This is a genomic window from Pseudomonas sp. LH21 (assembly GCF_036549575.1).
GTDB classification, from domain to species: domain Bacteria; phylum Pseudomonadota; class Gammaproteobacteria; order Pseudomonadales; family Pseudomonadaceae; genus Aquipseudomonas; species Aquipseudomonas peradeniyensis.
In genome coordinates this window covers 4,656,965-4,683,370 of sequence record NZ_CP144367.1, presented here as the reverse complement: position 1 = coordinate 4,683,370, position 26,406 = coordinate 4,656,965, and the positions used below count along the sequence as shown (strand labels likewise).

Below are 26,406 nucleotides of genomic sequence, written 5' to 3'. Positions count from 1 at the left end.
TTTGATTGTTGAGGAAACGGCAAGCGCAACGAAGTGCGAGATCTTCGAAGGGAAATGACTGCGTTGGGAAACGAGTGAAGCGATTCAGCTTGCGGCGGGGAGGATATAGGGGAAGTTGTAAGAAAAAAAGACAAAATGTCGCAGGGGATTGTTGCTGATGGGGTAACAGTTCGAAGTGCCGGGCCAATGTGGGAGCGGGTTTACCCGCGAATGCAATGTTGAATCCACTACCGCATTCGCGGGTAAACCCGCTCCCACAGAGGAACCTTAGAAGGAAGTACGCAGCCCTACCTGCACACTACGCCCCGGCGCCGGCGCGATATCGCGCAGGATCGAGCTGGCATAGCGCACGGTCTGGTCGGTGAGGTTATCGCCGCGCACGAAGGCCAGCCATTCACTCTGGCCGATGTCGAAGCGATACCCCAGGCTGGCGCCGAGGGTAGTGTAACCGTCTGTGCGGGTCTCGTTGGCCGGTTTGCGCTGCTGTGACGCGGCGTGCTGTACATCGACCCGCGCCTGCCAGCGGTCCAGCTCCCAGACCAGGCCACTGTTCAGGCGCAGCGGGGCGATGCGCGGCAGCGGCTCGCCGCTGTCGAGGTTCTTGGCCCGGGTGTAGTCGCCGGACAGTTCCAGGGCGAAGCTGCCGTAGCGGTTTTCCAGCAGTTGCCAGCGGTCCTGGGCCTCGATGCCGTAGAAGCGTGCCCGCACGCCCTGGTAGGCATACTCGGGGATATCGCCGTGGTCGTGATCGTGGTCATGATCGTCATGGTCGTGATCATGGCCTTCACGCAGGTTGCCGGTGCCGATCAGGCCGATGTAGTTGCGAAAGTGGCTGTAGAACACGCCGACGCTGCCCTTGTGTGTGCCGTTGTCGAAGCGCAGGGCCAGGTCGGTGGAGATGGCCTTTTCCTTGTTCAGGTTCGGATCACCGATCTCGTAGGCGCCGGTGGCCACGTGGGCACCGTTGGCGTACAGCTCGTAGAAGGTCGGCGCGCGCTCGGTGTAGCCGAGGTTGGCGGCCAGCGACCAGACCGGGTCGAGCTGGTACACCGCGCCCGAGGACAGGCTGAAGGCGTTGAAGCTGCTGGCGCTGTCGGCGCCGGCGAAATTCTCGTTGCCCTTGGCGTCCGGATCGACCCGGGTGTGTTCCAGGCGCGCGCCCAGGCTCAGGTTCAGGCGTTCGCTGGCCTGCCATTGCTCGAGCAGGAACAGCGCCAGGCTGTCGGTGTCGGTGTGCGGGACAAAGGCTTCCTCGCCCAGCGCGGAGAATTCGTTGCGGCTGACCTGGGCGCCGATCACCCCCTCGACCGGGCCCAGCGGCTGGTGACGGGCCTCGATGCGCGCCTCGTAGCCCTTGTTCTTGAAGGTGGTGTGCACCTCGCCGCTTTCGATCTCGCGGTGCTGGTAGTCGGTGTAGCCGGCATCGACCTTGACCGAGCTGAACGGCCCGTCGAGGTCGCGCAGTTCCGAGGCGAAGCCGTAGTGGTCCTGCTGCATGTCCAGGCGCACGCCGGGCTCGGCCACCGAGCCGTAGTTGCTGTCGTAGCGGCTGTAGGACAGGCCGGTGTAGCCATGGTCCCAATGGTAGGAACCGCCGATCGCACCGCCGTCCTGACGCCCATCGCTGTTTTTCAGGCGATGCTTGCTGCCGGGCTCGTCGGCATCGCGAACCTTCGAGCTGCGGGCGTAGCCGGGGATGCGCAGGTCGTTGAACTGGCGGCTGTTGGCGTCCAGGTGCAGGGCGAAGGCACCGTTGCCGGCCTCCAGCTTGCCGGCGCTGCTGCGGGTGGTGTCGGCGCCGCCGTAGCGCAGCTCGCCCGCGCCGTGGATGCCGTCGATGGGCGAGTCGGGGATGCGGTTGTCGAAGGTGTTGACCACGCCGCCGATGGCGTTGCCGCCATACAGCAGGGCGGCCGGGCCGCGGACGATCTCGACTCGCTCGACGGTCACCGGGTCCAGTGGCACGGCGTGGTCGTAGGACAGCGACGAGGCGTCCAGGGCGCCGACGCCGTTGCGCAGGATACGGATACGGTCGCCGTCCAGTCCGCGGATCACCGGGCGGCTGGCGCCGGGGCCGAACCAGGTGGAGGCGACGCCAGGCTGTTTGTTGAGGGTTTCACCGAGGCTGCCGTGCTGCTGTTGCAGCAGGTCGTCGCCTTCGAGGACGGTACTGGGCGCGGCCAGCTGGGCGTTGCCCAGCGGGTTGGCGGTGATCACCTGGGGTTGCAGTTCGACGGCCTGGCTGGAGGTGGAGGCCAGCCAGAGCGCGACGGCAAGGGGAGAGAGGTACAGCGGCGTGTGACGCATGGGGATGTGGCGTTCCTTGGCAGTATTGTAATTGGTTACTTTATAACATTTCATCACAAGCTGTTTGCCACTGGCCAGTACTTTGTGAGGTGGCGCGTTTACCCTGTAGGAGCGGCCTTGCGCCGCGAAAGGGGCGCAAAGCGGCCCCAGGATCGTGGCCATGGCATAGATCGCCGGGGCTGCTTTGCAGCCCTTTCGCGGCACAAGGCCGCTCCTACAGGCAGGCTGCAGATGCCACTACCCCACTACACTCGTGTAAGGTGCGCACCTTCCCGAACCTGGAGCACTGGCATGAGCACGGCCAATCACAACGCGCTGCACGGCAAGACCCTCGAGCAGATCCTCACCGAGCTGGTGGCGCACTACCAATGGCAAGGCCTGGCCGAGCGCGTCGACATCCGCTGCTTCAAGAGCGACCCGAGCATCAAGTCGAGCCTGACCTTCCTGCGCAAGACCCCGTGGGCACGGGAAAAGGTCGAGCAGCTGTATGTGAAGCTGCAGCGCAAAGGCTGATGGCGCGCCGCCCCTGGCTGACCCTGGCGGCCGTCCTCGGCTGGACCGGCCTGGCGATCCAGTTGTACCTGGTGCTGCTGGCGCGCTGGCAGGAGCAGGCCAGCCTGATCGGCGGGCTGGTCAACCTGTTCTGTTATTTCACCGTATTGAGCAACACACTGGTGGCCACCGTGCTCAGCCAGGCCGCGTTCGGCCGCGAGTCGGCGGCCAGGCGCTGGTTCCTGTCGCCGGCGGTGAGCGCGTGCATCGCCGCGAGCATCCTGCTGGTGGCGCTGGCCTACAGCCTGTTGCTGCGCCACCTGTGGCAGCCCCAGGGCTGGCAGTGGCTGGCGGACGAACTGCTGCACGATGTGATGCCGCTGGTGTTCGTCCTGTACTGGTGGCTGGAGGTGCCCAAGGGGCGGTTGCGGCTCTGGCACCTGGCGGCCTGGACGTTGTACCCGGCGCTGTATTTCGCCTTCGTGCTGTTGCGCGGGCATGAGATCGGGGTCTATCCCTACCCGTTCATCGATGTGGCACGGTTGGGATATGGGCAGGTGCTGGGCAATGCCCTGATGGTGCTGGCGGGGTTCTGGGGGATCGGGTTGGTATTGTTGGGGTTGGATCGCTGGCGCAGGCTGTCGTGAGGTTGCCGATATGCAACCCGTGTAGGAGCGGCCTTGTGCCGCGAAAGGGCCGCGCAGCGGCCCCAGCAATTTCTGACCTGGCGCTGAGACCCCGGGGCCGCTGCGCGGCCCTTTCGCGGCACAAGGCCGCTCCTACACCGGGGTGTGCAGATTCTGATCATTCGTTGTCGACGGTACCGTCAGCTCGCCAGTAAGCCGCTGCCTTGAGGGCATCCTCGGGCACGCCTTTCTCCAGCAGCAGCGCCTTGGCCTGGCGGGTCAGTGCCTTCTCCAGTGCCACCCAGCCATACAACCGGCCCTGGGGCAACGCCAGGTGCTTGACCCGTTCCAGCACATCTTCCTGGTGCCGGCGCACCCAGATCACCTCGACCTGGGCCTTGCTCGTCAGCGCCTGGCGCTCCTGCTCGTCCTCGATCTGGATCACCGCCAGCACCTGGCGGCCCGCCGGCAGTTCCTCCAGGCGCCGGGCAATGGCCGGGATCGCCGTCTCGTCGCCGATCAGCAGGTAGCTGTCGAAGATATCCGGCACCACCATCGAGGCCCGCGGGCCGGCGATGTCCAGGGTCTGGCCAGGCGCGGCCTGGGCTGCCCAGGTAGAGGCGGGGCCGTCGCCATGCAGGACGAAATCGATATCCAGCTGGTTGTTCACCAGGTCGATGCGCCGTGGCGTGTATTCGCGCATGGTCGGCCGGGCGCCGCCGTCGCGGCCCAGGTGGCGCGCGTCGATGGCCTGCTGCTCTTCGGGCGTGCAGGCGAACAGCAGCTTGATGTGGTCGTCCGTGCCGACACTGGTGAAGCCGGCCAGCTCCGCGCCACCGAGGGTGATGCGGCGCATGCGTGGGGTGAGGTCGGTGACCCGCAGCACTTCGAGGCGGCGCTGGCGGATCTCGTGGTTGACGCGATGAATGCTGTCGCTCATGGGGTGTTCTCCGTAACAGGGGTGGCCGGCCCGGAGGCGATGGCCTTGGCGGTGTCGTTGAGCAGGTTGCGCACCCGCTCGATCTCTTCGCTGGTCCAGCGGCCACTGTGCATGTGCAGGGCGTGGCGCAGGTTGCCGACGGCTTCGTGGATTTCCGGCGGCCGGTCGTGGCCGCGCAGTGCGCGCTTGCTCACCTCGATGCGCATGCGCACGCCGTCGAGGGCGACGGCCTGTTCCTGCAGGGCACTGCGGCCGGCATCGGTGATGGCGTAGAGGCGCTTGCTGCCCTGGATGGCGCCGGTGACCAGCTCGGCTTCCTCGAGGTAGCTGAGGGTGGGGTAGATCACCCCGGGGCTGGGGCTGTAGCTGCCGTCGAAGAGGGTCTCGATCTGGCGGATCAGGTCGTAGCCGTGGCCGGGTTGCTCGGCCAGCATCGACAGCATCAGCAGCTTCAGGTCGCCCGGGGCGAACACCCGCGGGCCACGCTCGCCGCGGCCGGGGCGGCGTTCGAAGGGGTCGTGGTCGCGCATGGGGAAGGGCTCCGTCTGTTTAGATATATCGTAAGATATTACTCAAGATATATCTAAAGACAAGCCTTCAAATGCAGATGATTATCATCTAATTTCTTGATGGTTCAGGACTGGCCCGTCACCTGCGGCGCCTTGCAGGCGGTGGGGTTGCCCGGCTCCAGGTACGGCATGAGGATCGGCGCCATGCCCTTGAGCACCTGAACCGGCAGCGCCGAGGTGAACTTGAAGGCTTCTGCCGAGCGCCCCGGGACGAACGCGGTGAGGGTGCCGAAGTGGTTGTCGCCGAGGAAGAACACGAAGGTCGCGGTGCGGTTCAGCGAACGCGAGCCGATCAACCGGCCGCCGGCGCCGAAGCTTTCGATGCGGTTGTCGCCGGTGCCGGTCTTGCCGCCCATCACCAGCGGGGTGCCGTCGTGCAGCTTGAAGCTGCCGGAGATGCGCCGCGCGGTGCCGGCGTCGACCACCTGCGACATGGCGCCCTTGAGCGCCCGGGCGACTTCCACTGGGAGGATCCGCTGGCCACGGTCCGGGTCGCTGATCAGCTGCGTCTCATAGGGGGTGTTCTGGGCGAAGTGCAGGGTGTCGATGCGCAGCGTGGGCAGGCGCACGCCGTCGTTCTGGATGATCCCGACCAGTTCGGACAGCGCGGCCGGGCGGTCGCCGGAGCTGCCAATGGCGGTGGCCAGCGACGGCACCAGGTGATCGAACGGGTAGCCGACGCGCTTCCAGCGCTGGTGGATATCGGTGAACGCCTCGATCTCGACCATGGTGCGGATGCGGCTGTCGCGGGCGCCCTGGTGGCGGCTCTTGAACAGCCAGCTGTAGACCTCTTGGCGCTCGAAGCGGCTGGCGTTGAGGGCGTCCTTGAGCGAGGCGCCGGGGTTCTTCAGCAGGTAGCCGAGCAGCCACAGGTCCAGCGGGTGGACCTTGGCGATATAGCCCTGGTCGGGCAGGTCGTACTTGCCCGGGCCGTAGGCTTCGTACATCTCCGCCAGGCGGCCGTCGGTGAGCTTGGCCATGGCCTTCTTGTCTTCCTTGCTGTGGGCGCGGACGAAAGCGTTGAAGGTCTCCTGGCCGGCCTCGGGGAACAGGTAGCGGTGTACCGCGGCCAGGCGCTGCGGGGTCACGCGCATGCTGTCGAGGAAGGTGTCCAGGCGCTGCTGCGAGGTCTTGCGCTGGTACTTCTTCCAGAAACGCATGGTGTAGTTGGAGCCTTCGCGGTCGGCGAAGCGCGCCAGGTATTCCTGGCGGCGCGGGTCGCTGTCGTCCCGGAGCAGTGGTTCGCGGTTGAACGGCTGCTGGTAGGTGACGTAGCGCACGATGTCGCGCATCAGGCGGATGAACGGCAGGTTGATCGACTCGCGCAGGGCATCCTTGAGGGTCGGGTTGCGGTTGTTGTCTTCCTTGCGGAAGTTGTTGAACACATGCATGCCGCCACCGGTGAAGAAGGCCTCGCCGGTGTTGGCCGAGTACTTGCGTTCGAGCGCCGCGTCGAGCATGGCGTCCAGGCTCTGGTTCTTGCTGTTCTGCATCAGCCATTCCAGCGACCACTGGGTGAGGCGGTCGAGTTCGGCCACCGGGACCTTCTTCAGCTCGGCTGCCGGCTTGCCGGCGTACTTGTCGTGCAGCTCGGCGATGATTTCCAGGTAGGTGGTCAGCACCCGCAGCTTGGCGGTGGAGCCCAGTTCGAGCTTGCTGCCTTCGTTGATGTCGAAGGGCTGGTTGGTGCTGTCGGTCTGCACCCGCACCCGCGAGCCGTCGGCGGTGCGTTCGAACAGGGTGAAGCTGTAGCTCACCTGGTCGGTGGTCTTGGCGGTGAGCAGGCGTTCGCCGATCAGGCCGATCTGCGCGGCGAACTCCGGGTCGGCGAGGTTCTTCAGGTACTGGCTGACCTGCACCTGCAGGTCGGCCTGCAGGGTGCTGGTGGCCGACAGGTCGAGGCGGTCGAGGTCGTACAGCGGCCGATTGAGCATGGCCGCCAGGCGATTGCGGGCCAAGCTGATGCCTTTGTTGGTGATGATCGGCACGATGGTCGGTTGGGCCACCCAATCGCGGTACACCGCCTTGCTGGCCAGGGCGGCGTCGGCCAGGGGGCGCTCGATGATGCCGTTTGCCGCCAGCACGCGGATGTGTGAGTCGGTGAGCTCGGCCAGCTCGATGCGGCCCTTGGACAGGTAGTGCGAAGGGCGGCGCTGGGCGATCATCAGCGACAGCACCTGACGCAGGGCCAGGCCGCGCTCGCCCATGCTTTTTTCGTCGCTGGCGGTGGAGGTGAGGGCCTGGTTGACCTGGTCGAAGTCGGCACCGTACCACACCCGCAGACCCTCGGCCATGCCGTGCACCTCGCCGTGACCGGGTACCGCCGACAGCGGCACGCTGTTGAGGTAGTCGCGCACGATGCGTTCGCGGGCCTCGGTGGTGTCCGGGCCGCCCTGGTAGGCGCGCACGCTGGCGGAAATCATCTGGCGGATCTTCTCGGCGCCCGAGACGGTCAGCCCGTCCGGCGAGTGCCGGTATTTCTCCAATTGGGTGGCCAGGGTGCTGCCGCCGGCCGACTGCCCGGGCAGGGCCAGGTACTTGGCCACCTGGCTGTAGGCGGCCTTGGCGAAGCGCGGCCAGTCCACCGCCGGGTTGTTCTGCGGGTCCTTCGGGTCGAGCAGGTCGCGGTTCTCGATGAACAGCAGGCTGTTGACCATCACCGGCGGAATCGCCGCGAAGTTCGGGTACAGGTGCTGCGGGTAGTTGTACTGGTAGAGCATGTCGCCGCGGCAGTCGGTGATCGACAGGCCGGCCTGGATCTTCTCCACGTAGGGCACGAACAGGCCGTGATCGATGTAGTTCATCAGCGCCGGGGAGAAGCGCACCTGCTGGTTGATCAGGTAGTCGCGCTTGAGCAGCCGCGGCAGGAACTCGCCCAGGGCGCTGTAGCCCAGGCGCCTGTCGAAGGGGCCCTCGCCCGGGTAGACGATGGCGTCGCTCGGGCCGGGCTCCAGGGCGTAGGTGAGGGTGCCGGCCAGGCGGCTGAACTCGCGCGATTGCAGGCGTGAGGTCTGGAACTCGTCGTAGGCTGCCAGGCCCACCGCGACCAGGCCGATCAGCAGGATGAGCAGGATCAGGCGCCACCACAGGCGGCGCTGACGTGGGGTCTTGGGCAAGGGGGCTTCAGCCTGAGGTGCTTTGGGTGCTTCCGTTCCGGTTGGTTCCGATTGCCACAGTGCGCCCATAGTCTTAAGTCCGGCCAAGTGTTTTCGCGTTACTTGTCTGAAGCTTAGACGCTGGCCCAGTTTGGTGAAAAATTTGTAAGAAGCTTCGAGCAATCGCGTATGAACATGCGCCTTTGGTGCGACTTCCATTCTTCGGCAATGTTGTTAATGTAGCTGCCCCATTCCTGTGCATGGGCGGAGCGAGGCCAGAATGCCCCTCCGGTGAAGGGCTTTTTGCCGAGAATTCTCGCCAAATATCCCGCTGTATATAGTGAAAAGCCCTGCAAGTGGCTTCCTATACTGCTCGCCCCCTTCGACCCGCCGGCGCCCTGTGCCCGGTGGACAGGCCCGCCCACAAGGCGGCCTGGCGAGACGACGCCCCGCCTATCGGCGCGGCCGGTGCTGCACGAAGGTCAAATCCAATAACAAAATGAGGTTGTATTGCTATGCCAGTCGGCAACCATCCTGCCCCCGACGAGTCCGTCCAGGGCGGCCCGCTCAAGCGCGAGCTGGGCGAACGGCACATCCGTCTGATGGCCCTTGGCGCCTGTATCGGCGTCGGCCTGTTCCTGGGTTCGGCCAAGGCCATCGAAATGGCCGGCCCCGCCATCATGCTCTCCTACATCATCGGTGGCCTGGCCATCCTGGTGATCATGCGCGCCCTCGGCGAGATGGCCGTGCACAACCCGGTGGCAGGCTCCTTCAGCCGCTACGCGCAAGACTACCTCGGCCCCCTGGCGGGCTTCCTCACGGGCTGGAACTACTGGTTCCTGTGGCTGGTGACCTGTGTCGCCGAGATCACCGCGGTGGCCATCTACATGGGCATCTGGTTCCCCGACGTGCCGCGCTGGATCTGGGCGCTGATGGCCCTGGGCAGCATGGGCGCGATCAACCTGATCGCGGTCAAGGCGTTCGGTGAGTTCGAGTTCTGGTTCGCCCTGATCAAGATCGTCACCATCATCGCCATGGTGCTCGGCGGCATCGGCATCATCGCCTTCGGCTTCGGTAACGACGGCGTGGCCATGGGCATTTCCAACCTGTGGAGCAACGGCGGCTTCATGCCCAATGGCGTGACCGGCGTGCTGATGTCGCTGCAAATGGTGATGTTCGCCTACCTGGGCGTGGAAATGATCGGCCTGACCGCCGGCGAAGCGCGCAACCCGCAGAAGACCATCCCCCAGGCCATCGGTTCGGTGTTCTGGCGCATCCTGCTGTTCTACGTGGGCGCGCTGTTCGTGATCCTGTCGATCTACCCGTGGAACGAGATCGGCAGCCAGGGCAGCCCGTTCGTGATGACCTTCGAGCGCCTCGGCATCAAGACCGCCGCCGGCATCATCAACTTCGTGGTGATCACCGCCGCGCTGTCGTCGTGCAACGGCGGCATCTTCAGCACCGGGCGCATGCTCTACAGCCTGGCGCAGAACGGCCAGGCCCCGGCCACCTTCGCCCGCACTTCGAAGAACGGCGTGCCGCGCAACGCGCTGCTGCTGTCGATCGCCGCGCTGCTGCTGGGCGTGCTGGCCAACTACCTGGTGCCGGAGAAGGTGTTCGTCTGGGTGACCTCGATCGCCACCTTCGGCGCGATCTGGACCTGGGTGATGATCCTGCTGGCGCAGCTCAAGTTCCGCGCAGGGCTCACCACCGCCGAGCGCAACGCGCTGAAATACCGCATGTGGCTGTGGCCGCTGAGCTCGTACCTGGCGCTGGCGTTCCTGGTGCTGGTGGTGGGGCTGATGGCGTACTTCCCGGATACCCGCGTGGCCCTGTACATCGGCCCGGCGTTCCTGGTGCTGCTGACGGCGCTGTACTACACCTTCCGCCTGGCGCCGAAAGAGGCCCAAGGCGTGGCGAGTACCGCCTCCTGATGAACAAAGCCCCGGCCAGTGCCGGGGCTTTGTTTTTGTATGGCTTCATCGCGGGGTTGGCGTGCGAGCGGGCTTGCCTCGCGATGAGGGTCGATCAGGCAGCCACCCCGCTATGCGGCTCGAAACTGTCGGCCCGGGCCAACTGCCACATCCGCGAATAGAACTGCCCATTGACCTCGCCGGTCAGCAGCTCGCCCGGCTTGAGGAACACGTGCATCTGCGAGAACAGCTTGATCTCGGTGGCCGAGATCCGCCGCACCAGGTGCTTGGCCTCCAGTTGCGCCGGATGCTCCAGGCCCGCCGCGGCGAGCATCTCGGCCAGGGCGCGCAGGGTGTTGTGGTGGAAGTTCTGCACCCGCTGGGCCTTGTCCGGCACCACCAGCGCACGCTGGCGCAAGGCGTCCTGGGTGGCCACGCCGGTCGGGCACTTGTTGGTGTGGCAGCTCTGCGACTGGATGCAGCCGATGGCGAACATGAAGCCGCGCGCCGAGTTGGCCCAGTCGGCGCCGATGGCCAGCACGCTGGCGATGTCGAAGGCGCTGACAATTTTGCCGCTGGCGCCGAGCTTGATCTTGTCGCGCAGGTTCAGGCCGACCAGGGTGTTGTGCACGAACAGCAGGCCCTCGCGCAGCGGCACGCCGATATGGTCGGTGAACTCCACCGGGGCGGCGCCGGTGCCGCCTTCCTTGCCATCGACGACGATGAAGTCGGGCAGGATGCCGGTTTCCAGCATGGCCTTGGCGATGCCCATGAATTCCCACGGGTGACCCAGGCAGAACTTGAAGCCCACCGGCTTGCCGCCGGACAGTTCACGCAGCTGGGCGATGAACTGCATCATCTCGATCGGGGTCGAGAAGGCGCTATGGCGTGAGGGCGAGATGCAGTCCTCACCCATCATGACTCCACGGGTCTCGGCGATTTCCCGGGTCACCTTGTGCTTGGGCAGGATGCCGCCATGGCCGGGCTTGGCACCCTGGCTCATCTTGATCTCGATCATCCGCACCTGCGGGTTCTGCGCCTGGGCGGCGAAGCGCTCGGGGTCGAAGCGGCCGTCCGCGGTGCGGCAGCCGAAGTAGCCGCTGCCCAGTTCCCAGACCAGGTCGCCGCCGTGTTCGCGGTGGTAGGGGCTGATGCTGCCTTCGCCGGTGTCGTGGTGGAAATTGCCCAGCTTGGCGCCCTGGTTGAGGGCGCGGATGGCGTTGGCGCTGAGCGAGCCGAAGCTCATGGCCGAGATGTTGAAGATCGATGCCGAGTACGGCTGGGTGCACTGAGGGCCGCCGACGCTGACGCGAAAGCTCGCCGGGTCGGCCAACGGCGCCGGGCGCATGGAGTGGCCGATGAACTCGAAGCCCGACTCGTAGACGTCGATCAAGGTGCCGAAGGGTTTGTCCGAGGCTTCGTTCTTGGCCCGGGCGTAGACCAGCGAGCGCTGGGCGCGGGAGAAGGGCAGGGCGTCGCTGTCGGACTCCAGCAGGTACTGGCGGATCTCCGGGCGGATGCCCTCGACCAGGTAGCGGATGTTGCCCAGGATCGGGTAGTTGCGGCGTACCGCGTGGCGTTGCTGGAGCAGGTCGAACACGCCGATCAGGCTGAGCACCCCGGTGGTCAGGGTGAACGGCCACAACCAGTCGTGGGCGAGGAACGGCAGGCTGGCGAGGGTGAACAGCACGCAGGCGGCGAAGAAGGCGTAACGGCTGAGGAGTGACAGGCTCATACGGTGTCCTTGCGAATGGCTCGGTCAGGCTCAGGGGCCTGGGGCAAAGCCCGACCATAGCCCGGTTGGGCGCCGGTATGCCAGCGTGGGGCGGACGAGAAAAATGAAAGTTGGGGTATCGAAAATCATTCGCAATGAGATATGTTATAAAGTAACCGCTACTCGCAGGAGATTGCCCCCATGAAAGCTGGTATCCACCCCGCCTATCGCCCCGTGCTGTTCCACGACACTGCCGCCGATGTGTTCTTCCTGATCGGCTCGACCGTCGAGACAGATCGCACCCAGGTGCACAGCGACGGCCAGACTTACCCCTATGTGGCGCTGGATGTGTCCAGTGCCTCGCATCCGGTGTACACCGGGCAGCAGCGCAAGACCACGGTCGAAGGGCGGGTGGCCGGGTTCAACAAGCGCTTCGCCGGTTTCCAGGCCAAGCGTTGATCTTGCAGGCGATCACCTGGCCTTTTGGGCTGCGCTGTCGCGCAGGGCGCACCGCCGCTCCCACGATGGTGATGCCTCCAGGTGTACCCTGTGTAGACCCCTTCTACAGCGCAGGTGTGTCGCGCAACAGATGCTGGCGCCATTGCGTCTGTTCGGTGGCGGTCGAGTCGACAAGAAACTGGTACTTGCCCGCCACCCGAGTGGCCACCGCGACACCCGCCCGGTACAGCACGCGGTTACCCGCCACCGCCGGTACCTTGGCCCCCGGCAACAAGGTACCCACCAGGTTCAACGGATCGCAGCCGCTGACCACTACCAGCTCGCCTTGCGGTAAGCGCCTGCGTACCTGGCGCAACAGCCCCACGGCTTCGGGCAAGGCGAACTGCTCACCCGCCAGCCCGGCGATAAAGCGCCCACCACGGATTTCGCCACGGGCCTCGAGGCGGTGGTAGCAGCGCAACAGGTCGCGCCATGGCGGCAGCACATCGCTCTCGCGCTCCAGCAGGCGCCAGCAGACGACGCCATAGCGGCGCAGCAGGCTGCGGGCCACATGTTCCAGGCGCAGGTCCTTGTCCACGGCGGTGCTCGAACGACGCAGCAGTGCCCAGCGTCCGGCGTGGACCATGCTGCTCGACAGCGCTGGATGGCCACGGCGGCTGTTGCGCGAAGTGCGCTTGGCCGCCGGGGTTATCAGGCTGCGCAGGCCGCTGAAACCATCGGCGCTGGCCAGGCCCGAACCGACCAGCTCCTGCAGGGCTGTCTCCAGCTCGCTGGGTAGCAGATGAGCTTCGTGGGCCAGTTCATCGAAGAACAAGGCGCCTTGTTCCTGCAGCGTCTGCAGCACCCGTCGTGCGCGTGCACCCAATTGTTCGAGGTCGGCTGTGGGCGCCAGGCTGCGCCACAGCCCCAGGTGTTCGCGTGGCAGCAGCACCAATGGCGTGCTGGTCAGGGTACTGGCTGATTGTGTGGAGGCCAGTCGGCTCCAGGCCCACTGGCCGCTGCGACAGGCATCGTCCAGCCAGTGCGGGCTGTAGTCCTTGATCCGTGCTGGCAGCAGGTCGCTTTCCCAGGCGCCGGCGGCAGCGGGGAAGCCTTGCAGCTGGGCGAGCACTTCGCTCAGCGCCTGCGGCCCGCGCAGGCGGGTTTCGCCACCCAGGTGCTGCCAGTCGAACAGAAAGCGCAGGAAGTCCTGCAGGCTGACCGGCTCGATTTCCTGGCGCAGGCGCTTGACCGTGTAGCGGTGGATGCGCGCCAGCAGGTGCCGCTCGCACCACTGCAGGCCAGTCTGGCCTGGGCTGAAGTGGCCACGCATCACATAGCCTTCGCCTTCCAGGCGGGCCAGGGCCTGTTCGGCATTACCCGCCGCCTGTGCAAGCGGGTCGATGATTTCGGCCAGGGTCAACGGGCCGAAGCCACTGAGCCGTGCGCGCAGCAACTCGACCAGGGCCGTGTCGAGGTCGGGCGGATCGGTGAAACCCGGCAACACCGCAACGTCCGGGTGCGGGCGGGCGTCGGGATACAGGATCAGCATCGCCTGCAGGCGCTCGCGGGCGAACCACAGGCGTTGCTCCCCGGCATCCAGATGACAGGCGCGCCCGGCCTTGGCCAGTTGCAGCAGCAGTTGCGGCCAGCCGGGATTATCCTCGACTTCAGGTTGGGTAATGGCGCCCAGGCTCATCAGCGCCTCATGCATTTCGTCGGCGTTGTTCGCCTGCGGCCAGGCCTCGGCCTGCACCGCGGCGATGGCGTCTCCGTCCAGTGCACCCAGGTCGTCGGCGCTGTGCACGTCGTTCCAGCGTCGGTTGAGCACGGCCTGGGTACGCCGCTCTTCAAGCGGCGCGTCGTCGAGGAAGGTGTAGGGCCGGGCGTTGAGGATGGCCGAAGCCAGCGGCGAAGGGGCCGGCAGATCGCGACTGAGCAGGCGTACCTCGCCATTTTCCATGCGCCGCAGCAATGCCAGCCAGCCCTCGCTGTCCATGGCCTCGTGCAGGCAGTCGTCGAGGGTCTGTTGCACCAGCGGGTGGTTGGGGATCTGTCGCTCGCCGACGATATTCTCCAGGCAGGCGATCTGGTCGGGGAACACGGCGGCCACCAGGTCCTCGCTCTTCATCCGCTGGATCTGCGGCGCCACCTTGCGTCCGCCCACATAGCGCGGCAAGGCCAACGCCACCGCCGCGTTCCAGCGCCAGCGCACGCCGAACAGCGGCGCATCGAGCAGGGCCTGGACCAGGATCGGCTCTGCGCTGCGGCTGTGCAGGTAGCGCCATACCTCGTCCAGCGCGAAGCTGTGGCTGGTGGACAGCGACAGCACGATGGCGTCCTCGCTGGCCGCCGCCTGCAGCTCGAAATTGAACGCACGGCAGAAGCGCTTGCGCAGGGCCAGGCCCCAGGCCCGGTTGATGCGGCTGCCATAGGGCGAATGGATGATCAGCTGGGTGCCGCCGGACTCGTCGAAGAAGCGCTCCATCACCAGCGTTTGCTGCGAGGGCAGGGCGCCCAGCACCTGCCACGTGCGCCCCAGGTAGTCGAGCAGTTGCTCGGCGCAGCCTTCATCCAGGGCGTATGTCGCTTGCAGCCAGGCGCGCACTTGCTGGCCATCGCCGGCCTGCAATTGCTGGTCGATCCGCTGCTGCAGGCGGGCCACCGCGACGGACAGCTCGTCACTGCGCCCCGGTGCCTCGCCCAGCCAGAACGGGATGGTCGGCGACAGGCCGTGGGCGTCCTCGACCCGTACACGTCCCGGTTCGACCCGCAGGATGCGATAGGAGGCGTTGCCCAGCTGGAAGATATCGCCGGCGATGCTCTCCACCGCGAAGTCTTCGTTGACGCTACCGATATTCAGCGCCTGGGGTTCGAGCAGCACCGCGTAGTCGGCGGTCTCCGGGATGGTGCCGCCGCTGGTCAGGGCGGACAGCTGGCTGCCGCGGCGCCCGCGCAGGGTGTGGTTCAGCGCATCACGGTGCAGGTAGGCGCTGCGAATACCCTGGCGGCCGTTGAAGCCTTCGGCAAGCATGCGCAGCAAGGCCTGATAGTGGCTTTCGTCGAGCTGGCCATAGGGACTGGCGCGGCGCAGCAAATCGAACAGCGCCCGCTCGTCCCAGGGCTGGTTGCTGACTTCGGCAACGATCTGCTGGGCCAGCACATCCAGTGGCGCCACCGGGATATGCAGTTCGTCCAGCTCGCCCTGGCGCACGCAGTCGAGCAGGGCGACACACTCGATCAAATCGTCTCGCGAGGTGGGGAACAGGCGCCCCTTGGGCACGCCGTCGACCTGGTGGCCGGAACGCCCGACCCGTTGCAGCAAGGCGGCGATCGAGCCCGGCGAGGCGATCTGGCAGACCAGGTCGACCTCACCGATATCGATGCCCAGCTCCAGTGAGGCGGTGGCCACCAGCACCTGCAGTTCGCCGCCCTTGAGGCGCTGCTCGGCGGCCAGGCGATGCTCCTTGGCCAGGCTGCCGTGGTGCGCGGCCACGGCGTGATTGCCCAGGCGCTCGCCAAGGTGGCGGGTCAGGCGCTCGGCCAAGCGCCGGGTGTTGACGAACACCAGGGTCGTGCGGTGCTCGCGGGCGAGGCTGGCGAGGCGGTCGTAGACCAGGTCCCAGACATCCGTGGCCATCACCGCGCCCAGCGGCACGGGCGGCACTTCCAGGGCCAGGTCGCGATGGCGGACATGGCCGATATCGACGATGGCGCAGGGGCGCTCCTGCCCGACCAGGAACCGCGCCACCCGCGCCACCGGACGCTGGGTGGCGGACAGGCCGATACGCCGCAGCGGTCGGCCGGCCAGGGCCTGCAGACGCTCCAGGGTCAGCGCCAGGTGGCAGCCGCGCTTGTTGCCGGCCAGCGCGTGGATTTCGTCGACGATCACCGTGTGCACGCTGGCCAGTCCCTCGCGACCCGAGGCCGAGCCCATCAGTACATAGAGCGACTCCGGCGTGGTCACCAGGATATGCGGCGCCAGCTTGCGCATGGCCGCGCGCTCCTTCTGCGGGGTGTCGCCGGTGCGCACGGCGGTGGTGATGCGCGGGGCCTTCAGGCCAAGCTGTTCGAGCTGTCGGCTGATACCTTCGAGCGGCACATCGAGGTTCAGGCGGATGTCGTTGGACAGCGCCTTGAGTGGCGAGACGTAGACGACCTGGGTCTGCGCCGGCAGTTCGCCGTCGTGCGCCAGGCCCTCGCGGAACAACTGGTCGAGCACGGCGAGGAAGGCGCTGAGGGTCTTGCCCGAGCCGGTCGGTGCGGCCAGCAACATCGACTGGCCACCGTGGATCAACGGCCAGGCGCCGGCCTGGGCTTCGGTGACCGTGGCGAAACGCTGACGGAACCAGGTGGCGACGGCGGGGTGGAACAGGTCGAGCACCGGGTGTTGGTGGGCAGGGAGGTTCATGGGGGGGTTATGGCGGGTTGCCAGCGGATTGGCAAGGGGCCGTTCGTCCGGGAAGCCTATCGCGGGGCAAGCCCGCTCCCACGCGTATTCGGCAGGGCTGTCGTGGGAGCGGGCTTGCCCCGCGATAGGGCCTTGTCAGGTATCCTGCGTCCCTTCATCTGTCTGTGAGTCCACCATGCCCAACACCATCCGCATCGCCGCCGCCCTGCTCATCGACGCGCAAGGCCGCACTCTGCTGGTGCGCAAGCGCGGCACCCTGGCGTTCATGCAGCCCGGCGGCAAGATCGATGCAGGCGAGTCGCCGGCCCAGGCGCTGGTACGCGAGCTGCACGAGGAGCTGGGCCTGCGCGTCGATCCGGCCCAGGCCATTCACCTGGGCCGTTTCAGCGCCCCGGCCGCCAACGAGCCGGGCTTCGAGGTGCAGGCCGAGTTGTTTCGCGTCCAATGCACCGCGACGGTAAACCCGGCGGCGGAAATCGAAGAGGTGACCTGGCTGACCGCCGACCAGGCGACGGACCTGAACCTGGCCCCCCTGACTCGCGACCTGATCCTGCCGCTGTGGCGCGAAGGCCTCAACGCACCGCGCTGACCCCGTCCAGGGTGGCGAACGAGGTGTCCTTGGCGGTCAGCAGGAAGTCGCGCATGTACGGCGCATCGAGCATGTCGGTGCGCACTGCGGCATAGAGCGTGGCGAACAGCCCTTTCTCGCCCAGGCGCTTGCCCTTCACATAGCCTCGCGAGCTGTACTCGTGCAGCGCCCAGTGCGGCATGCCGCACACGCCGCGGCCGCTGGCCACCAGTTGCATCATCATCACCGTCAGCTCCGAGGTGCGCACCGCCGCCGGCTCGATGTCGGCCGGCTCCAGGAAGCGGGTGAAGATGTCCAGGCGGTCGCGTTCCACCGGGTAGGTGATCAGGGTCTGGTCGAGCAGGTCCTGGGGCACGATGTATGGCTTGCTGGCCAGCGGGTGCTGGTTGGCCACGGCGAGCATGGCCTCGTAGGTGAACAGCGGCACGTAGGTGATGCCGGCCAGGTCCACCGGGTCGGAGGTCACCACCAGGTCCAGGTCGCCACGGGCCAGGGCCGGCAGCGGGGCGAAGGCGAAGCCCGAGGCCAGGTCCAGCTCCACCTCCGGCCAGGCGTCGCGGAACTGGTCGATGGTCGGCATCAGCCACTGGAAGCAGCTGTGGCACTCGATTGCCATGTGCAGGCGTCCGGCGGTGCCGCCGGCCAGGCGGGCGATGTCGCGCTCGGCGCCGCGCAGCAGCGGCAGGGTGGCGTCGGCCAGTTGCAGCAGGCGCAGGCCGGCACTGGTGAAGCGGATGGGCTTGGTCTTGCGCACGAACAGCGGCAGGCCCAGGCGTTCCTCCAGCTCCTTGAACTGGTGCGACAACGCCGACTGGGTCAGGTGCAGGCGCTCGGCGGCCTCCACCAGGCTGTCGGCTTCGCGTAGGGCATGAAGGGTTTTCAGGTGGCGGATTTCCAGCACGACGGCTCCGTGAGCATTCTTTGAGCTAAAACGAGGTTTCGTTGAGTTTCCCTCATGTTGCCCTGCGCTGTCGACAACAGGATGCACACGACCGCTCGGCAAGGTTCATGAAACTGTCACGGTTTTGTGGCAGCGCGCCCGAACGGATTTCATCAGACTCGCGCTCTACTGGGGATCTGCATTCTGGTGTTTCTTTCATGCGGGCTTTACTACTTTTCTTCTTGCTGCTGGTCAGCGTGCCGGCGAGCTTCGCCGAGGGTCGCTGCGACGTCCATGTGCCGGTGCAACGGGCCGAGCTCGGTGAGCTGAGCCTGGTCTACCAGAGCGTCGGCGCGCCCCGCGATCCGGCGCTGTTGCTGGTCATGGGCCTGGGCGGGCAGCTTATCCACTGGCCGGACGATGTGGTCGAGGCGCTGTGCCGCCAAGGCTTTCGGGTGATCCGCTACGACAACCGTGATGTCGGCCTGTCGCGCTGGAACCAGCTGCCGGCCTCGGCCAACCTGACCGTCGAACTGCTGCGCTACAAGCTGGGCCTGCCGGTGTCGGCGCCCTATACCCTCACCGACATGGCCGGTGACGGCCTGGGCCTGATGGACGCCCTGGGGATCCGCCAGTTCCATGTGCTGGGCGTGAGCATGGGTGGCATGATTGCCCAGCATCTGGCGGCCATGGCCCCGGAGCGGGTAAGCAGCCTGACCCTGGTGATGTCCAGTTCGGGGGCCGCCGGCCTGCCGGCGCCGGATCCGGCGCTGGTGCAGTTGCTGGCGCGGCGCAGCGCGCCGAGTCGCGAAGTGGCCATCGAACAGCAAGCCGACCTGCTGGCGGCGCTGGGCAGCCCCGAGGTGCGGGATGATCGGGCTGCGCTGCTCGAACAAGCCGCCGTGGCTTATGACCGGGCGTTCAATCCGGAAGGGGTCAAGCGCCAGATCATGGCGATCCTTGCCGAACCCAGTCGGGTCGAGCTGCTCAACCAGCTGCGGGTGCCGACGCTGGTGGTGCATGGCACCGCCGATCCGTTGCTGCCGGTGATGCACGGGGTGCATCTGGCGGCGCATATCCGGGGCAGTCAGTTGCGGCTGATTCCGGGGCTGGCGCATCGTTTCCAGGAGCCGTTCAAGGCGCCGTTGCTGGGGGCGGTCCTACCCTACCTACAGGCGCATCGGCAGGATGTCACGCATATCGCCCGGCTCTAGTGTCCTGTCTCGGAAATACGTTCTCTTTTGGCGAGTGGCTTGGGTGTCCGGCCAAGGCGCCGCGACGAGTCATAGCAGGGCTATGGCGAGGAGTGGCAACGCCGGCCGGGCGCCCAAGACGCCGCCAAAAGTGAACAGCTTATTTCCGAGACAGGACACTTGAGCCCATCGCGGGGCAAGCCCGCTCCCACGATAGCCCTGCGGTACGCTCAGTGCATTCTTACCCAAACGCTTACCAGCACCGTCGCCGCCACCAGCCAGGCCACCGTGGCCAGTGCCAGCGACGCTTCCAGGCGCAGGCGGTCGACCAGCACGTACAAGGTTGCCAGGTACACGAAGTACGGAATGATCGACCACATCCCGAACAGGATGGTGGTCTTCAGGTCTTCCAGCGATCGCCCCTTGCCGACGATGTAGTGGGCGATCAGGGCAAAGGTGGGAAACAGCGGCACCAGGCCGGCAATGTAGTAGTTGCGGGTCTTCGACAGGATCGCCAGGAGCACCACCACGCCGGCGCCCAGGGCCGCTTTGAATACCAGGTCCACGTTGAACTTCCAGGGTCAGGTTGCCGATCAGCCGAGGCCGTACTTCTTCACTTTGTCGAACAGCGTGGTCTTGGCCATGCCCAGCTCCTGGCTGGCCTGGCTCAGGTTGCCGCCGGTGCGCTGCAACGCGTCGCTGAGTAGGTTGCGTTCGAACGCTTCGACCGCCTCGGCAAAACCCAGTCCCTGGCTGGCACCACCACTGGGACCCTTCTTGAACGCGGGCAGGCCCAGGGCATGGCGCTCGGCGACGTTGCGCAGCTCGCGCACGTTGCCCGGCCAGTCGTGGGCCATCAGCCGCGACAGGGTCTGGCTGTCCAGCTCCGGCGCCTCGCGATCGAAGCGCAGGGCCGATTGCTGCAGGAAGTGCTCGAACAGTTGCAGGATGTCTTCGCGGCGCTCGCGCAGCGGCGGCAGCTCCAGGGTGACCACGTTGAGCCGGTAGTACAGGTCGCTGCGGAACTGGCCGCTCTGGCCGAGCGTGGCAAGGTCGGACTTGGTCGCGGCGATCACCCGGCAGTCCACCGGGATGCTCTGGTTCGAGCCCAGGCGTTCCAGGGTGCGCTCCTGCAGCACGCGCAGCAGCTTGATCTGCAGGTTGATCGGCATGCTCTCGACCTCGTCGAGGAACAGCGTGCCGCCATTGGCATGTTCGATCTTGCCGATGCGGCGCTTGCCGGCGCCGGTGAAGGCGTTGGCCTCGTGGCCGAAGATTTCGCTTTCGAACAGGTTCTCCGGCAGGCCGCCGCAGTTCAGCGCCACGAATGGCTGGCCCTGGCGCCGGCTGAAGTCGTGCAGGCAACGGGCGACCAGCTCCTTGCCGGTGCCGGTCTCGCCTTCGATCAGCACGTTGGCCGAGGTGTCGGCGACGTTGGCGATCAGTTCGCGCAACTGCTCCATGGCCGGCGAACGGCCGATGATGCGCCCTTCCAGGCTGCTCTGCTCGGCCAGTTGGCGGCGCAGGGCGAACACCTCGCGAGACAGGCCGCGCTGTTCAAGGGCGCGGCGCACCACCTCGACCAAGCGCTCGGGCGAGAACGGTTTCTCCATGAAGTCATAGGCGCCGTTGCGCATGGCGCCGACCGCCATGTCGATGTCGCCGTGGCCGGTGATCAGCACCACCGGCAGGCTGCGGTCGCGGGCCTTGAGGCGGTTGAGCAGTTCCAGGCCATCGATGCCCGGCAGGCGGATATCGCTGACGACGATACCGGCAAAGTCGTCGCCGATGCGCTCCAGGGCCTGTTCGGCGCTGCCGACGCCTTCGCAGGCGATGTCTTCCAGGGCCAGCGCCTGCTGGCAGCCGAGCAGCACGTGCGGGTCGTCTTCGACGATCAGGACGGTGAGAGGGGCTTGTTTCATAGAGGCTCAGCCAATTCGCTAGGGGGCGTGACCAGGGGCAGGGCAAGCACGAACGCGGTGCCGCCACCGGCGGGATGTTCGACGCTCAGTGTACCCTTGGCGGCGGTGGCCAGGCTCGCCGACAGGGTCAGGCCCAGGCCCAGGCCATGCTCGCCCGGTTTGGTGGTGAAGAAGGGTTCGAACAGGTGCTTGCGCGCCTCGGCATCGATGCCGTGGCCGTTGTCGAGCACCCGCAGGCGGTACTTGTCGCCCTGGACTTCGCCTTCCAGCCACAGTTGCGGCAGGGGTTGGGTGGCCATGGCGTCGAGGGCGTTGCCGATCAGGTTGACCAGGATCTGTTCCAGACGGGTCTGGTCGATGGCCAGCAGCTGGTCGTCGAACTGCCGGTGCAGTTGCAGATGACAGGCGCTGATGCGGTTGGCCAGCACCTGCAAGGTGGCCTCCACGGCCTTCTCCAACGAGGCCTGGCCACTGTCGTCGCCACGTCGGGCGAATGAGCGCAGGCTGGCGGTGATGCGGCCCATGCGGTCGATCAGGTCGTTCATGGTGCGCAGGTTGGCGCTGGCGGTTTCCAGCGCGCCGCGCTCAAGGAAGCGCACGGTGTTGCCGGACAGGGTGCGCAGGGCCGCCAGCGGCTGGTTCAGTTCGTGGGCGATGCTGGTGGACATCTGCCCGATGGCTGCCAGCTTGCCGGCCTGGACCAGTTCATCCTGGGCGTGGCGCAGGGTCTGCTCGGCGTGGCGGCGCTCGCGGATCTGGCCCTTGAGCCGTTCGTTGCTGGCGCGCAGGTCGGCGGTGCGCTCGGTGATCTTGCGTTCCAGCTGGCTGTTGGCTTCTTCGAGCGCCTCGCGGGCGGCCAGGCGGGTGGCGATCACCTTGCGCCGCTCGTTCCAGGCGATGGCCAGGATCGCCAGCAGGGCGAAGGCCACGCCCACCAGGATCCCCTGCATCATCGATTCGCGGCGCAGGTCCTGCAACGGGGTGAGCAGGGTGAAATGCCAGGGGGTGTCGACCAGGCGGCGGGTCTGGGCCAGGTAGGACACCTCACGTTGCTTGCCCTGGTCGGTCTCGCTGTTGGCCGGGAAGGTGAGCTTCTCCACGCCGTCGGCCAGGGTTTCGCGGGCCAGCGGTTGCAGTTCGTTGAGCGGCCACCAGTAGTACTGCAGGCTGCGCGCCAGGCGTTCCTTGATCTGCGGCGTCAACGGGCGTACCGATTTCAGGCGCCGGGCCGGGTCGCTGGAGAGGATGATGATGCCGTTCTCATCACTGACGAAGGCCTCCAGGCGGGCACGCTGCCAGCGCTCCTCAAGGGTGTCCAGGCGCACCTTGATCACCGCCACGCCGATGATCTTGCCGTGCTCCTCCAGCCCGTGGGCCAGGTAGTAGCCGGCCTCGCCCGTGGTGCTGCCGATGCCGTAGAAGCGCCCCGGCTCGCCGCGCACGGCGACCTGGAAGTAGGCTCGGAACGCCAGGTCTTCGCCGAGGAAGGAGTCGGCGTCGCGCCAGTTGCTGGTGGCCTGGACCCGGCCGTTGGTGTCGAGGACGAAGATCGCCCGGCTGCGGCTGCGCCGGTTCAGGCCTTCGAGGTATTCGTTGACGGTCTGGCGGTCACCGGCCTCGGGGTCGGTGAGCAGGCGCGAGACGCTGTCTTCCAGCTCCAGCAGGCTGGGCAGGTAGGTGTACTTGCTGATTTCGCTTTCGACGGTGCGGGCATGCAGCTCCAGCTGACGCTCGCCGTTCTCGCTGAGAGTGCGGATGCCATTGCTCTCGCTGATCAGGAAGGCGGCGAAGCCCAGCCCGACCATCAGCAGGATGACCAGGGGCGGGACAAGCAGTTGGCGGATCAGACGGGATTTCACGGCGGGCTGGGCAGGGCGAAGGAGCGAAGGATCGCATTTCATCACAGTGGCCTTGTCACGACCAGCATCCGCTGCCCGGCAGGTGGCCGGGCAGCGTCACTGTAGCCGACTCAGTGTTGCAGGATCTTGCTCAGGAAGTGCTGGGTGCGCTCGTGGCGGGCGTTCGGGTTGCCGAAGAAGTCTTCCTTCTGGCAGTCCTCGATGATGTTGCCCTTGTCCATGAAGATCACCCGGTTGGCGACCTTGCGCGCGAAGCCCATCTCGTGGGTCACGCACATCATGGTCATGCCTTCGTGGGCCAGCTCGACCATCACGTCCAGTACTTCGTTGACCATTTCCGGGTCCAGCGCCGAGGTCGGTTCGTCGAACAGCATGACGATCGGGTCCATCGACAGGGCGCGGGCGATCGCCACGCGCTGCTGCTGGCCGCCGGACAGCTGGCCGGGGTGCTTCTTGGCGTGGGCGCCCAGGCCCACACGATCGAGCAGGGCCAGGCCCTTCTTGGTGGCTTCCGCCTCGCTGCGGCCGAGCACCTTGCGCTGGGCAATGGTCAGGTTCTCGGTGATCGACAGGTGCGGGAACAGCTCGAAGTGCTGGAACACCATGCCGACCCGCGAACGCAGCTTGGGCAGGTCGGTCTTCGGGTCGGCGATGGAGGTGCCGTCGACCACGATGTCGCCTTTCTGGAACGGCTCCAGCGCGTTGACGCACTTGATCAGGGTGGACTTGCCCGAGCCGGAAGGACCGCACACGACCACTACTTCACCCTTCTTGACCTCGGTGCTGCAGTCGGTCAGTACCTGGAAGTCCCCGTACCACTTGTTGACGTTCTTGATGGAAATCATACGGTGATCCTTTTTTGCAGGCGCTTGACCAGCCAGGAAGCGGAGAAGCTGATGAGGAAGTAGACGACACCGGCGAAGATCAGGAACTCATGGGAGCGTCCGATGATGTCGCCGTTGGAGCGGGCCGAGTTGAGGAAGTCGATCAGGCCGACGGTGTAGACCAGCGAGGTGTCCTGGAACAGGATGATGCTCTGTTGCAGCAGCAGCGGGGTCATCTTGCGAAACGCCTGGGGCAGGATGATCAGGCGCATGCACTGGCCGTAGCTCATGCCCAGCGCCTGCGCGGCGCCCATCTGGCCCTTGGAGATCGACTGCACGCCGGCGCGGACGATTTCGCAGAAGTAGGCCGCCTCGAACATCATGAAGGCCACGACGCAGGAGGTGAACGCGCCCACCGGGGTGTCTTCGCCAGTGATCCAGCGCAGCACGAACGGCACCGCCAGGTAGAACCAGGTGATCACCAGCAGCAGCGGGATGGAGCGGAAGTAGTTGACGTAGGTGCCGGCGATATTGGCCAGCAGCTTGTTCGACGACAGGCGCATCAGGGCGAGGATGGTACCCAGGGCAATGCCGCCGACCACGCCCATGACCATCAGTTGCAGGGTCAGGACCATGCCGTCCCACAGGGCGGGCAGGGCCGGGATGATTTCACTGAAATCCATGTCCATTTACTTGCCTCCCACGGAAATCAGGCCCGGTACCGCGACTTTCTTCTCGACCATGCGCATGAGCAGCATCAGGCCCATGTTCAGGGTGAAGTAGATCAGGGTGGCCAGGGTGAATGCTTCGAACAGGTTCGCGGAGAACTCGGCGGTCTGCTTGGTCTGCGCCAGCAGCTCCATCAGGCCGATCAACGAGGCCACCGAGGAGTTCTTGAACACGTTCAGGAATTCCGAGGTGAGCGGCGGAATGATGATCCGGTAGGCCTGGGGCAGCAGCACGTTCATGTAGATCTGCGGCAGGCTGAAGCCCATCGCGCGCCCGGCCGACTCCTGGCCGCGGGGCAGCGCCTGGATGCCGGTGCGCACCTGCTCGCAGACACGGGCGGCGGTGAACAGGCCGAGGCAGATGACCACGCTGATCAGCGCCGAGGTGGTCGGGTTGAGATCCTGCTTGAACCACTCCTGCAGGCCTTCGGGCAGCAGGTCCGGTACCAGGAAGTACCAGATGAACAGCTGCACCAGCAGCGGCACGTTGCGGAACAGCTCGACGTAGGCGGTGGCAATCCCTGACACCAGACGATTGGGTACGGTACGCATCACGCCGAGCAGCGAGCCCAGCAGCAAGGCGATGATCCAGGCGGAGATGGCGATGGCGATGGTCCAGCCCAGGCCGGTGACGTACCAGTCCAGATAGGTTTCGCTGCCCACGCCGGTGGACTTGAAGAACACGCCCCAGTCCCAGTTGTAATTCATCGGGATTTCCCCTCAGACGGTTGTTTCACGGGCACCTCGATACATCCGGGGGCGTTCGACGCCCTCGGATGTAAAGGTTAGACACTAACTAAGTGGCCTGTTGGATGGATTCGCGCGGATGCGCTTCAGGCCACTATTTGCCGGAGGTCAGGACTTCTTCTCGTCCGCCGCCTTGTCGGTCGGCTCGGCGATCAGCTTCTTCAGCTCGTCGCTCATCGGGAACTGCAGGTTCAGGCCCTTTGGCGGAATCGGCTGCTGGAACCACTTGTCGTAGCTCTTGTTGACGTCACCCGACTTGAAGTAGGCGACGATGGCCTCGTCGACCGCTTTCTTGAAGGCCGGGTCGTCCTTGCGCACCATGCAACCGTAGATTTCGTACGACTGCGGCGTGCCGGTGATGACCCAGTCGGAAGGCTTCTTGGCCTTGGCCATTTCACCTGCCAGCAGGGCGTCGTCCATCATGAAGGCCACGGCGCGGCCGCTTTCGAGCATGTTGAAGGCTTCACCGTGGTCCTTGGCGGAGATCACGTTCATCTTCATCTGCTTGTCGGCGTTCATCGCCTTGAGGATGCGCTCGGAGGTGGTGCCGGCGGTGGTCACCACGTTCTTGCCGGCCAGGTCGGCGAAGTCTTTATAGGAGGGCTGGCCATCCTTGACCTTGGTCAGCAGGCGGGTGCCGACTTCGAAGATGCCCACCGAGAAGCCGACCTGCTGCTGGCGCTCGACGTTGTTGGTGGTGGAGCCGCACTCAAGGTCCACGGTGCCGTTCTGCACCAGCGGGATGCGGGTCTGCGAGGTGACCAGGTTGTACTTGACCTTGATGTCGGTGCCCAGTTGCTTCTTCAGGGCTTCGACGACGGCCAGCTGGATGTCATGGGAGTAGCCCACTGGTTCCGGTTTGCCGGCCAGGTAGGAGAACGGGATGGAGGAGTCGCGATGGCCCAGGGTGATGGTGCCGGAGTCCTTGATCTTCTTCAGGGTGCCGGTCAGTTCTTCGGCCATGACAGGCGACGAAATGATTGCTGCCGCGATGGCGGCGCCCAGCAATTGACGAACGATGCGCATCAAATTTTCCTCGACGTGTTTGTTTTTTTTATGGAGCCGTTGGCGGACTCTTTCGTTCAACGAATACAGCATGAAGCGTGGTGCATTCGGCTTCCAAGTGTAGAGCATGAGTCGTGCCAAGCCCCAACCTTGA

Annotated in this window: 20 protein-coding genes; 6 read left to right on the top strand and 14 right to left on the bottom strand. The window is 65.8% G+C overall.

All coding sequences use genetic code 11. The features are described from left to right. Positions 1-267 precede the first annotated feature (267 nt). Positions 268-2,307 (bottom strand): TonB-dependent receptor, encoded by a 2,040-nt coding sequence (locus VUG52_RS21385; RefSeq protein WP_331832051.1) that lies wholly within the window; start codon positions 2,305-2,307, stop codon positions 268-270. Positions 2,308-2,598: 291 nt separating this feature from the next. On the opposite strand from VUG52_RS21385, the gene VUG52_RS21380 reads away from it, so the two are divergent. Together VUG52_RS21380 and VUG52_RS21375 are read left to right on the top strand one after the other, a co-directional pair. Next, entirely contained in the window at positions 2,599-2,820 is a 222-nt protein-coding gene (locus tag VUG52_RS21380; RefSeq protein ID WP_028690109.1) for a VF530 family DNA-binding protein, read from the top strand. Continuing rightward, on the top strand, positions 2,820-3,446 hold the full coding sequence (locus VUG52_RS21375; RefSeq protein ID WP_050704001.1) for a Pr6Pr family membrane protein: 627 nt from the start codon (positions 2,820-2,822) through the stop codon (positions 3,444-3,446). Before VUG52_RS21380 ends, VUG52_RS21375 begins: the two co-directional genes overlap by 1 nt. A 157-nt stretch (positions 3,447-3,603) precedes the next feature. On the opposite strand, the gene VUG52_RS21370 is transcribed toward VUG52_RS21375, so the two are convergent. The 3 genes from VUG52_RS21370 to VUG52_RS21360 form a co-directional block, all read right to left on the bottom strand. Continuing rightward, positions 3,604-4,365 (bottom strand): siderophore-interacting protein, encoded by a 762-nt coding sequence (locus VUG52_RS21370; RefSeq protein ID WP_331832050.1) that lies wholly within the window; start codon positions 4,363-4,365, stop codon positions 3,604-3,606. Then, positions 4,362-4,895 (bottom strand): PadR family transcriptional regulator, encoded by a 534-nt coding sequence (locus tag VUG52_RS21365; protein WP_050704003.1) that lies wholly within the window; start codon positions 4,893-4,895, stop codon positions 4,362-4,364. The genes VUG52_RS21370 and VUG52_RS21365 overlap by 4 nt, the downstream gene beginning before the upstream one ends. A gap of 104 nt (positions 4,896-4,999) precedes the next feature. Then, positions 5,000-8,119, bottom strand: a complete 3,120-nt coding sequence (locus VUG52_RS21360; protein ID WP_331832049.1) for a transglycosylase domain-containing protein — start codon at positions 8,117-8,119, stop codon at positions 5,000-5,002. Positions 8,120-8,544: 425 nt separating this feature from the next. Between VUG52_RS21360 and VUG52_RS21355 the strand changes: the two genes are divergently transcribed. Then, positions 8,545-9,963, top strand: a complete 1,419-nt coding sequence (locus tag VUG52_RS21355) for an amino acid permease (RefSeq protein ID WP_050704005.1) — start codon at positions 8,545-8,547, stop codon at positions 9,961-9,963. Positions 9,964-10,057: 94 nt separating this feature from the next. Here the strand turns inward: VUG52_RS21355 and VUG52_RS21350 are convergent, their stop codons facing one another. Next, positions 10,058-11,677, bottom strand: coding sequence for an FMN-binding glutamate synthase family protein (locus tag VUG52_RS21350; RefSeq protein ID WP_331832048.1), 1,620 nt, complete (start codon positions 11,675-11,677; stop codon positions 10,058-10,060). Between the two features lie 180 nt (positions 11,678-11,857). On the opposite strand from VUG52_RS21350, the gene VUG52_RS21345 reads away from it, so the two are divergent. Next, positions 11,858-12,115: a type B 50S ribosomal protein L31 gene (locus tag VUG52_RS21345; protein ID WP_028690102.1), complete on the top strand. Its 258-nt coding sequence runs from the start codon at positions 11,858-11,860 to the stop codon at positions 12,113-12,115. Between the two features lie 103 nt (positions 12,116-12,218). On the opposite strand, the gene VUG52_RS21340 is transcribed toward VUG52_RS21345, so the two are convergent. After that, a complete protein-coding gene (locus tag VUG52_RS21340; RefSeq protein ID WP_331832047.1) occupies positions 12,219-16,505 on the bottom strand; it encodes a DEAD/DEAH box helicase in 4,287 nt (1,428 codons plus the stop codon). Between the two features lie 175 nt (positions 16,506-16,680). On the opposite strand from VUG52_RS21340, the gene VUG52_RS21335 reads away from it, so the two are divergent. After that, entirely contained in the window at positions 16,681-17,094 is a 414-nt protein-coding gene (locus tag VUG52_RS21335) for an NUDIX hydrolase (RefSeq protein WP_050704008.1), read from the top strand. On the opposite strand, the gene metR is transcribed toward VUG52_RS21335, so the two are convergent. Then, positions 17,078-17,995, bottom strand: coding sequence for a transcriptional regulator MetR (gene metR, locus VUG52_RS21330; protein WP_050704009.1), 918 nt, complete (start codon positions 17,993-17,995; stop codon positions 17,078-17,080). The genes VUG52_RS21335 and metR overlap by 17 nt on opposite strands. A 197-nt stretch (positions 17,996-18,192) precedes the next feature. On the opposite strand from metR, the gene VUG52_RS21325 reads away from it, so the two are divergent. Beyond that, positions 18,193-19,188, top strand: a complete 996-nt coding sequence (locus VUG52_RS21325) for an alpha/beta fold hydrolase (protein ID WP_331832046.1) — start codon at positions 18,193-18,195, stop codon at positions 19,186-19,188. Positions 19,189-19,397: 209 nt separating this feature from the next. Here the strand turns inward: VUG52_RS21325 and VUG52_RS21320 are convergent, their stop codons facing one another. The 7 genes from VUG52_RS21320 to VUG52_RS21290 all read right to left on the bottom strand — a co-directional run bounded on the left by VUG52_RS21320 (position 19,398) and on the right by VUG52_RS21290 (position 26,273). Next, the gene (locus tag VUG52_RS21320; protein WP_050704011.1) at positions 19,398-19,733 is read right to left on the bottom strand and encodes a GlpM family protein; all 336 of its coding nucleotides are present in this window, start codon (positions 19,731-19,733) and stop codon (positions 19,398-19,400) included. A gap of 27 nt (positions 19,734-19,760) precedes the next feature. Continuing rightward, positions 19,761-21,089: a sigma-54-dependent transcriptional regulator gene (locus VUG52_RS21315; RefSeq protein ID WP_050704012.1), complete on the bottom strand. Its 1,329-nt coding sequence runs from the start codon at positions 21,087-21,089 to the stop codon at positions 19,761-19,763. Next, positions 21,086-22,990: a sensor histidine kinase gene (locus VUG52_RS21310; protein ID WP_050704013.1), complete on the bottom strand. Its 1,905-nt coding sequence runs from the start codon at positions 22,988-22,990 to the stop codon at positions 21,086-21,088. Before VUG52_RS21310 ends, VUG52_RS21315 begins: the two co-directional genes overlap by 4 nt. A 68-nt stretch (positions 22,991-23,058) precedes the next feature. Then, positions 23,059-23,793, bottom strand: a complete 735-nt coding sequence (locus VUG52_RS21305; protein ID WP_050704014.1) for an amino acid ABC transporter ATP-binding protein — start codon at positions 23,791-23,793, stop codon at positions 23,059-23,061. Continuing rightward, positions 23,790-24,461, bottom strand: a complete 672-nt coding sequence (locus VUG52_RS21300) for an amino acid ABC transporter permease (protein WP_011532506.1) — start codon at positions 24,459-24,461, stop codon at positions 23,790-23,792. The genes VUG52_RS21305 and VUG52_RS21300 overlap by 4 nt, the downstream gene beginning before the upstream one ends. Beyond that, on the bottom strand, positions 24,462-25,208 hold the full coding sequence (locus tag VUG52_RS21295) for an amino acid ABC transporter permease (protein ID WP_023629014.1): 747 nt from the start codon (positions 25,206-25,208) through the stop codon (positions 24,462-24,464). It abuts the gene before it with no gap. A 147-nt stretch (positions 25,209-25,355) separates the two neighbouring features. Further along, on the bottom strand, positions 25,356-26,273 hold the full coding sequence (locus VUG52_RS21290; RefSeq protein ID WP_050704015.1) for a glutamate/aspartate ABC transporter substrate-binding protein: 918 nt from the start codon (positions 26,271-26,273) through the stop codon (positions 25,356-25,358). Positions 26,274-26,406: the final 133 nt, after the last annotated feature.

Excerpts from the sequence above, each read along its gene's own strand:
- VUG52_RS21385 (WP_331832051.1), bottom strand. The coding sequence starts at position 2,307 with ATGCGTCACACGCCGCTGTACCTCTCTCCCCTTGCCGTCGCGCTCTGG.
- VUG52_RS21380 (WP_028690109.1), top strand. The coding sequence starts at position 2,599 with ATGAGCACGGCCAATCACAACGCGCTGCACGGCAAGACCCTCGAGCAG.
- VUG52_RS21375 (WP_050704001.1), top strand. The coding sequence starts at position 2,820 with ATGGCGCGCCGCCCCTGGCTGACCCTGGCGGCCGTCCTCGGCTGGACC.
- VUG52_RS21370 (WP_331832050.1), bottom strand. The coding sequence starts at position 4,365 with ATGAGCGACAGCATTCATCGCGTCAACCACGAGATCCGCCAGCGCCGC.
- VUG52_RS21365 (WP_050704003.1), bottom strand. The coding sequence starts at position 4,895 with ATGCGCGACCACGACCCCTTCGAACGCCGCCCCGGCCGCGGCGAGCGT.
- VUG52_RS21360 (WP_331832049.1), bottom strand. The coding sequence starts at position 8,119 with ATGGGCGCACTGTGGCAATCGGAACCAACCGGAACGGAAGCACCCAAA.
- VUG52_RS21355 (WP_050704005.1), top strand. The coding sequence starts at position 8,545 with ATGCCAGTCGGCAACCATCCTGCCCCCGACGAGTCCGTCCAGGGCGGC.
- VUG52_RS21350 (WP_331832048.1), bottom strand. The coding sequence starts at position 11,677 with ATGAGCCTGTCACTCCTCAGCCGTTACGCCTTCTTCGCCGCCTGCGTG.
- VUG52_RS21345 (WP_028690102.1), top strand. The coding sequence starts at position 11,858 with ATGAAAGCTGGTATCCACCCCGCCTATCGCCCCGTGCTGTTCCACGAC.
- VUG52_RS21340 (WP_331832047.1), bottom strand. The coding sequence starts at position 16,505 with ATGAACCTCCCTGCCCACCAACACCCGGTGCTCGACCTGTTCCACCCC.
- VUG52_RS21335 (WP_050704008.1), top strand. The coding sequence starts at position 16,681 with ATGCCCAACACCATCCGCATCGCCGCCGCCCTGCTCATCGACGCGCAA.
- VUG52_RS21325 (WP_331832046.1), top strand. The coding sequence starts at position 18,193 with ATGCGGGCTTTACTACTTTTCTTCTTGCTGCTGGTCAGCGTGCCGGCG.
- VUG52_RS21315 (WP_050704012.1), bottom strand. The coding sequence starts at position 21,089 with ATGAAACAAGCCCCTCTCACCGTCCTGATCGTCGAAGACGACCCGCAC.
- VUG52_RS21310 (WP_050704013.1), bottom strand. The coding sequence starts at position 22,990 with ATGAAATGCGATCCTTCGCTCCTTCGCCCTGCCCAGCCCGCCGTGAAA.
- VUG52_RS21305 (WP_050704014.1), bottom strand. The coding sequence starts at position 23,793 with ATGATTTCCATCAAGAACGTCAACAAGTGGTACGGGGACTTCCAGGTA.
- VUG52_RS21300 (WP_011532506.1), bottom strand. The coding sequence starts at position 24,461 with ATGGACATGGATTTCAGTGAAATCATCCCGGCCCTGCCCGCCCTGTGG.
- VUG52_RS21295 (WP_023629014.1), bottom strand. The coding sequence starts at position 25,208 with ATGAATTACAACTGGGACTGGGGCGTGTTCTTCAAGTCCACCGGCGTG.
- VUG52_RS21290 (WP_050704015.1), bottom strand. The coding sequence starts at position 26,273 with ATGCGCATCGTTCGTCAATTGCTGGGCGCCGCCATCGCGGCAGCAATC.